A 7284-nucleotide genomic window follows, 5' to 3' on the forward strand; every position below is an offset into this window, starting at 1 on the left:
TTGCTCCTAGACATTGCGTGCCATCCAATACAGCCAATAACAGCCCACACACTGCAAGACTGCTGCGAACAGCAGCATGCGAAACCCCACGGGGTCGTTCCACATGGTCAGGAACAGCTCGTTATTGAAAATCAGAATGTAGACACCGATCAGGATCGGCAATAACGCCAGAATCCAGGCGGACAGGCGCACCTCGGCAGACAAGGCCACCAACTCACTGCGGGCGTTTTCCCGGTCTCGCATGAAGCCGGCCATACGTTCCATGGTCTGATCACTGCGACCGCCAAAACGCATTGCCACACTGATTACAGCGGCAACCAGAAAGAGCTCGTGCAAGCCGTGCTGACGCGAAACAGCACGCAAGGCTACGTCCAGATCCTGCCCGGAACGGTGCAGGGAATTTGCATCCTGCAATACCTGGCCCAGGGGTTGCGGTGTGTTGTCAGCCGCATTCAAAAAGGCCGCTCCCATGCTGTTGCCAATAGTGATCAAGCGCACCATCAGATCCAGAAAGTCCGGAATTTGAGAGACGATTTTGCGGTGTCGCTTATCGCTGCGAAACCACAGAAAGGTATAGGCGCCCAATACGGTGGCAAGCAGCATGGCCCCACCTGCAACCGGCCCGACAAAGGCCAGCAACAAGGCAGGCGGCACCAGCGTGCCCAGCAAAAGAATCAGATAAAAACGGCGCGAGGGCTGAATGCCGGTGCGCAGCATAAACTCCCGCCAGCCCTTCGGAGCTCCCAACCAGGCATCCTGCGCACTGGGCTGGGCTCGTACGCTACTCTGTACCGCCGGGCGCAAAGCCAGCTGTTGCTCCAGCACCTGTGCCGAACGCTGGGCCTGCTGACGCTGGGCACCTTTGGCCCAGAGCAGTACCGCGCCCAGCATCAGAATCACAGCGGCCAAAGCGATATACAAAGCCATCATTTAGCGTCTCCAATCCCAGAAACCACCACCCTCTTTAGGCGTGTTGTCCTGAGCCTGAACCTGCTCATTAGCCAGTTGATCGCGGTACTGCATCAGCTTGCGGGTATGAGGATGAATGCCCAGGCTGACCCAGCGATCCTGCTCGGTGCCATCATCCAGCACATAGGATTCGTGGCGATACAGCTCTTGCATGGCAATCACGCCATCACCCATGCCGGTAATTTCTGTAATGGACAGCACCCGGCGCTTGCCATTGGGCAGGCGGCCAATCTGAATAATGAAGTCCAGCGCGCTGGCGATCTGTCTGCGCAAGCTGTCCTCGCTGCCCTGAAAGCCCGCAAACCCGGCCAGCATTTCTACGCGATACACACATTCGCGCGGCGAGTTGGCGTGGATCGTGGCCATGGAGCCTTCGTGACCAGTATTCATGGCTTGCAGCATGTCGATAACCTCGGCACCCCGCACTTCCCCCACGACCACCCGGTCCGGACGCATACGCAAGCTGTTGCGCAGGAGTTCGCGAATCGAGATTTCGCCGCTGCCGTCATACCCGGCCTGACGTGCTTCCAGGCGCACCACATGCGGGTGATTCAAGGCCAGTTCGGCGGTATCTTCCACCGTTACGACACGCTCGGTTTTGGGAATGTAAAAAGCCAGGGCATTGAGCAAGGACGTCTTGCCGGAGCTGGTCCCGCCAGAAATCAGAATATTGCAACGCGATTTCACTGCGGCTTGCAGCAGCCGGTCCACCGGCTCGTCAAACGCGCCCAAACGCATCAAGTCTTCAGGCTTTAGCGGGTCCTTGCGGAACTTACGGATAGAGACCATGGGGCCATCCACCGCCAGGGGATGAATGACCACATTCAGGCGGCCACCATCGGGCAAGCGGGCATCCACCATCGGAACCGACTCGTCCAGTCTGCGTCCCAACGGAGCCAGAATACGGCGCACGATACGCAGCACGTGCTGATCATCCGTAAACCCACTGGGCTCCTGGCCCAACACGCCACCGCGCGACACAAACAGCTTGTCGTAACCGTTGATCAGAATATCTTCAACCGCCGGGTCCTCCAGCAGGTCTTCCAAAGGCCCCAGGCCCGCCAGTTCGCGGGTCAGCGCCTGCACGATCTCGCGCACTTCCTGTTCGTTGACGGGCACCCGTTTCAACCGAACAAAGCTGGCCAATTCGATGCCAACAAAATCCTGTATGGCCTGCCGTGTCCAGCGACCAAACTCGGCTCCCAACTCTTCGATGCGAGCCAGCAAATGTTCATGGGCCTGTTCCCGGACCTGAATCAGGTCGGGACGCCCACCGAGCAATGAAGTATTGTTCATGCCTTACTTTTCCATGCTTGGGCCTGTTCAGCCCCCGAACCTGAATTTCAACCGTCCCAAAACCGTACTGACCTTGTTTTGTGACAGCCCCTGCCTGCGCCCCGTCAAACCCGATGCCAAACTTTGCAAGGCACGGGTATAGGGGTCCTTCTCATCTACTTGCACCAGAATCTTGCCCAGACCGGCGCTGCGCATATGCCCAAGACGCCGATCCGGCAGCACGGCGGCCAACTCCAGATCAAAGCGCTCGGCAATGGCCTGCCCAGAAAAACCGTAAGCTGGATCAAACTGATTCACCACCAGACGCACATTGGCCAGCGCATCGAACTGCGCACGCAAGGCCATGAACTCGGCCAGAGACACCAGCGCCCCCATGCTTTGGTCTGTGACCACCAGCACCTCGTCCACCAGCGATTCCAGTTCCACCAGAAAACGCGGATTGGGAAAACCGCCAGCATCAATCACCAGGCAGCCCATGCGTTCACGCAAATAACTGCACAAACCCAGCGAATCTTCCAGACTGATTTGATTCAAGGTATTCACATCGGCGGGCAAAGACAGCAGGTTCAAGCCGCTGCTGTGTTGTGCCAGTGCCGAATGCAACATGGTGTCGTCCATTCGATGACGCTGTGATGCCGCCTGAATGAAGTCAAATTCCGAACCCAGGCCCATGTACAAGGCACAGTCCCCGGTAGGTGCTCCCAGATCCAGCAAACCGACTCGCTCGGACAGCGGCACCAGTTCAACCGGCAAGGGCTTGGCCGACGTCAAACCTCGTACTTCCTTGCCCATGCGGTTCATCTCTTGTTGCAAGAGCCAGGCCAGACTGCTGGCAGCGGTACTGCAACCGACACCAATACGCGCGCCCATCAACAGCACACTGCGAAAAGGCTTGTCCAGCAAAGGGCTGTGCTGGGTCTGACCCAGCTTTTCAATCAATACCTGCAACTGATGATGCAGATCTTCGTTCGTGTCCAGGTTCAGGAACTCGTTGGCACCCGCCCGCAAGGCATTGACGGGGCCTTGGGGCACGGATGCCCGCCCTACCGCCACACGCTGCACACTGGCATCGAGCCGCGCCAGACTGCGTACCAAACTTACTACCTGTCCGTTCTCTTCCCCATGCTGTCCATGAACAAAGTCAAAAAACACCAAAGGTTCCGCTTGCTTGGCCAGCTCCCGGCGCAAACTCTCGGTCGTGGGCTCAATCGCCCTTACCGTCAGGAGCCCGGCAGCTGCCGTGTTGATCATCACAGCCAGCTCGGGGTGCTCTGTACACAAGAGGTATTCCCGATATCGTTGCACGTCACCACTCCACGCGCTTAGCGCGAAAACCCTGGCATCTGCTCGTAACCATGGCGGCCCAGCAAGAAGTAGCCCCAGGCATTGGGTGCGTCATCCAGTTTTTCCTGACGACCACCCGGCAAGGCAATCGTGGCGCCTTTCTGGATAGGTTTGATCAGACGGGGAGTGACGACAATGACCAGTTCCAGCTCTTTCTGGCTGTACTGCACGTTGCGGAAAAAACTACCCAGAATCGGCAAATCCCCCAGGAAGGGAATCTTTTTGACGGCAGCGGCGGTTTGGCGCGACACCAGCCCGCTGATGATGTAGCTTTGGCCATCACCCAGCTCAATAGTTGTATCGGCTCGACGGGTACGCAAAGAAGGCATCACACCGCCACCGGGCATTTGCACCACATTCGAGTAATCCAGATCACTGGCTTCAGGGGCAACCTTCAGGGCAATACGTTCGGGAGACAGCACCGTTGGCGTTACCGTCAGACCGATCCCGAAAGGTTTGTACTCCACCGTCGTTGTTCCCAAACCGCCCGAACTGGGGATGGGAATTTCGCCACCGGACAAAAAGCTGGCGCTATGACCTGACATGGCCACCAAAGTCGGCTCAGCCAGCACACGGGCCAGGCCATTTTGCTCCAGCAGATTCAAGGTCGCACTGAAGTTGCTCGAGTTGTACCCCAGGCTCAAGCCACCCGTTAAAGCCTTGGGCAACAAGTTCACCCCGCCCGACCAGGGCTTGCCGCCAATGGCATTGGCACTCAGGCCAATGTCTTTCATGACTTCGCGGGAAACTTCCACCACTTTGACTTCCACCTGCACCATGCCACTGGTGCTGACCTCGGACAGGTCCAGCACCGGCGCATCCGGACCAGCGCCGGAGCGTGCGGCGGCCATGGCATCCTGGTGATCCAGCAAAGAGGGGCTGCTACCCGTAATCAAGGACTGCTGCCCGGCGCTGGACACCTGCGCCGACATGGGGCGACCCGCCTGTGCCAGTTGCTGTTGCACTTGACTGGTCACCTCAATCGTCCAGCGATCCGGATTCGTGCGACCAGGCATCCAGACACGCAAATCAGCCGTACCCGCGCGTTTGCCGATCAGGAGCACCTCGCCGCGCTGCCCGGCCGATGCAGACAGAATTTGCACATCCGCCACGCTTTCATCGCTGATCGCCACACGCTGCGGAACTTGCGACAAGCGCAAAATATCCTGATCGTTGGCCACCAGACGTATCACCTTCTGACTGGCGCTGGTTTGGGCCGTTTGCGCCATCACCGGCACCGGTGCCAAACCCGACAAGCAGAGCGCATACCAGCACCCCAAACCCAGACCTGCTTTTTTGATTTTCTGTCTCATGTGTTTAATCCATGCTGCCTTGCGTCGCGTCTCGTCAGCCCTCACAGGCAGGCTGACCCGTCCCCACAACAAGCTCTGTATTGCTTAATACTGAATGACCTCTAAACGGCCCCCGCGAATAACTTCCGTGCGGCGCGGCGGCGCAGCATGCGGTTCTCCGCTGGCCAGGGCTCGTGCCTGCACCTGTTCTTTTTCGGTCTGGCTGATTGCAAATTCACGCAAGCCCAAACCGGCCATGGCGCGGTTATCCGGCAGTTTCAAGGCATCGCGCTGATCCGCATCCAGACCAGCACGCGCGGGAATCAGACCCGCAAATTCAGGGAACAAGGAGGCGTCCGGCAAGCTCTCGTCCTTGGGAGCACGCAGGACCAGTTGCAGGCTGCCGCTACGGCTGGCCAGCAGGAGTTCGTTCACCGACTCCAGGGGGACGGCCAGCATGGCGTGGCGCGCCTGAGTCTCGGCACGATTTGTCGCATTGGCCTCTGCCGGATCTGGCCCGGACAGCGAAGCGCCGCCATAGGCCAGCACGCGCACACGCGACATCAACAGGCGGGCCTGGGTGTCATTGACTTCGTTGTTGCTGTTAAAGGTAATGAAGATATCGACCAGATCGCCCGGCTCTACCCTGTGGCTGGCGCCAGTAATCACATCAATGGGAATGGTGACGGCGCGCTCACCCTCTTCCAGATAGCTGGCCAGACTTTTGGCGATGAAGCTGCTTAACACCGGCTGCCCTTGGCCCAAGTCAAAACGCAGGGTTTTCCCGCTCAAGGCTTCCAGCGTGTTGAAAGACTGGGCGGGGGCCGCAGGCCACTGCGCCAATTCCAGGGCATCAGCCTGCAAGGTTTCCCCCGCTTTCACATCCCGTTTGAGCACGACCACCGCCTGCAAGTTGGCCGCTGGCTCTACGCTTTGCGTGCTGAGCACAGGCTGGACCACCTCGGGTTTGGGCTTCATGCCCAGGTACAAGGCAAACGCAACCAATACGGCTGCGATCAGCAATAAAAGGACTGCCGCCCCCTTCATAATGCCACTCATTAATGTGGTCTCCTGAGTACGAGTAGTGTCTTGGCGCTTAAGCTGCGCAATTGATCTGCCTGACCCTCTTCAGGCCTGAACAGATCCAGGGTTTGAGAAAGAATTCCGGGTTCAAGCTCCAGCTTCAGAGAAAGCTGGGCGCAGTCATACTGAGGCTCCGAGGCACAAGCCTGGGATTGAACATCCGCACTCAGGTCGCCAAACCAATGCAAGAACGCGTCGCTCTTGGCTTGGCCCCTGCCATAGTTCCTGGCCAGTTCCTGATTTATAAAAGGCGCGATCTCATCGGCGTTCTTGACCTGCATCGTCGCTTGGCGAGAAAGATCGCCGACCAGATGGTCCATTTTTTGCTTGGCCAGAAACAAGGAACTGAAGGTGATGATGCCGCTGAAGATCAACAACAGAATCCCCACCATCAAGGCAAACTCGATGGCAGCAACACCTTGCTGACGTTGTGCAGCAGAAAGGAAACAGGCGGCACGCGTCATGGCGTGTCTCCCGCTGTGCCCACTTCACCGGCAACCAGCAGATTGATCTGCGCATTGCCCTTTAACTGTTCGGGCACAACCAGCGCAAACAAGGTATCGGGAGCAAAACGAGGAATCAGAGGGGCTTGGAGGTAGTCGTACACAATCCCCACACGCAGCTCATCACTGAGCAAATCTGTGGTGATGCGCACATGCTCACTACCTACCCAAGTGCTTAGCCACTGAACCTGATCGGCGGCCACTTCCTTGGCCCGATTTACTCGTGCTTGCAGGCGATCCGGACTGAGCATGGGGCCACCCGGACCTGCGCCTGGCTCCAGCAAAGCAGCGCGGGCACCGGATTCGGCCGCAAAATTAAGAGACTGCTGGGCGGTCATGATCAGACCGAACGTCAGCAAGCCATACATGAAGAGAAACAACAATGGAAAAACCAATGCAAATTCCAGTGCGTAGGCTCCGTATTGGTATTTTTTATCTACGCCACGCCGTTTTGCTAATTGGCCCTCTCGTGGGGGCTTTATTGATTTTGCATCCATACCCACCCCATTGTTGCAAGGGATAACCAGGCCCCTAAAGGCACACTACGCGCCTTGACGCGGGTTCCCGGCAAAGCAAATCCGTACTTACGTTCCAAGGATGGAATCAGCACCAATACCAAGGCATGCAAACCCGCCAGTACCGTGCCAAACAACACCACCATGCCTGCTTCCTTCCACCCCAGGGCCAGGCCCAGCACGGCCATCAGCTTTACATCGGCCGCACCCATCAAACGCAATAACCAGATTGGATAAAACACGATCAAGGCGGCGGCAAAACCGATCAGGGAGTCCCCCCAG

The 7284-nt window shown here is 57.8% G+C and carries 8 protein-coding genes; all 8 read right to left on the reverse strand.

All coding sequences use genetic code 11. From position 1 onward, the window contains the following. Positions 1 to 6: 6 nt before the first annotated feature. Positions 7 to 930 (reverse strand): type II secretion system F family protein, encoded by a 924-nt coding sequence (locus ACLPGZ_RS19060; RefSeq protein ID WP_026483228.1) that lies wholly within the window; start codon positions 928 to 930, stop codon positions 7 to 9. After that, positions 931 to 2265 (reverse strand): CpaF family protein, encoded by a 1335-nt coding sequence (locus ACLPGZ_RS19065; RefSeq protein WP_051316243.1) that lies wholly within the window; start codon positions 2263 to 2265, stop codon positions 931 to 933. Positions 2266 to 2292: 27 nt separating this feature from the next. Further along, positions 2293 to 3570 carry an AAA family ATPase gene (locus tag ACLPGZ_RS19070; RefSeq protein ID WP_230940642.1) on the reverse strand — a complete coding sequence of 426 codons (1278 nt, stop codon included), beginning with the start codon at positions 3568 to 3570 and terminating at the stop codon, positions 2293 to 2295. Positions 3571 to 3587: 17 nt separating this feature from the next. Continuing rightward, positions 3588 to 4922 carry a type II and III secretion system protein family protein gene (locus ACLPGZ_RS19075; RefSeq protein WP_009459514.1) on the reverse strand — a complete coding sequence of 445 codons (1335 nt, stop codon included), beginning with the start codon at positions 4920 to 4922 and terminating at the stop codon, positions 3588 to 3590. 84 nt (positions 4923 to 5006) lie between these two features. Continuing rightward, positions 5007 to 5960 (reverse strand): Flp pilus assembly protein CpaB, encoded by a 954-nt coding sequence (gene cpaB / locus ACLPGZ_RS19080; protein WP_115633944.1) that lies wholly within the window; start codon positions 5958 to 5960, stop codon positions 5007 to 5009. Continuing rightward, positions 5960 to 6448 carry a TadE/TadG family type IV pilus assembly protein gene (locus ACLPGZ_RS19085; protein WP_035272108.1) on the reverse strand — a complete coding sequence of 163 codons (489 nt, stop codon included), beginning with the start codon at positions 6446 to 6448 and terminating at the stop codon, positions 5960 to 5962. The genes cpaB and ACLPGZ_RS19085 overlap by 1 nt, the downstream gene beginning before the upstream one ends. Then, positions 6445 to 6984, reverse strand: coding sequence for a TadE family protein (locus ACLPGZ_RS19090; protein ID WP_080748068.1), 540 nt, complete (start codon positions 6982 to 6984; stop codon positions 6445 to 6447). Before ACLPGZ_RS19090 ends, ACLPGZ_RS19085 begins: the two co-directional genes overlap by 4 nt. Further along, positions 6966 to 7284: prepilin peptidase (locus ACLPGZ_RS19095; protein WP_429641848.1), on the reverse strand; the 319-nt coding region annotated here is incomplete at its 5' end. The genes ACLPGZ_RS19095 and ACLPGZ_RS19090, both read right to left, overlap by 19 nt.

The sequence above is a fragment of the Alcaligenes sp. Me129 genome (genome assembly GCF_050487245.1).
GTDB lineage: Bacteria > Pseudomonadota > Gammaproteobacteria > Burkholderiales > Burkholderiaceae_B > Alcaligenes > Alcaligenes phenolicus.

Excerpts from the sequence above, each read along its gene's own strand:
- ACLPGZ_RS19060 (WP_026483228.1), bottom strand. The coding sequence starts at position 930 with ATGATGGCTTTGTATATCGCTTTGGCCGCTGTGATTCTGATGCTGGGC.
- ACLPGZ_RS19065 (WP_051316243.1), bottom strand. The coding sequence starts at position 2,265 with ATGAACAATACTTCATTGCTCGGTGGGCGTCCCGACCTGATTCAGGTC.
- ACLPGZ_RS19075 (WP_009459514.1), bottom strand. The coding sequence starts at position 4,922 with ATGAGACAGAAAATCAAAAAAGCAGGTCTGGGTTTGGGGTGCTGGTAT.
- cpaB (WP_115633944.1), bottom strand. The coding sequence starts at position 5,960 with ATGAGTGGCATTATGAAGGGGGCGGCAGTCCTTTTATTGCTGATCGCA.
- ACLPGZ_RS19085 (WP_035272108.1), bottom strand. The coding sequence starts at position 6,448 with ATGACGCGTGCCGCCTGTTTCCTTTCTGCTGCACAACGTCAGCAAGGT.
- ACLPGZ_RS19090 (WP_080748068.1), bottom strand. The coding sequence starts at position 6,984 with ATGGATGCAAAATCAATAAAGCCCCCACGAGAGGGCCAATTAGCAAAA.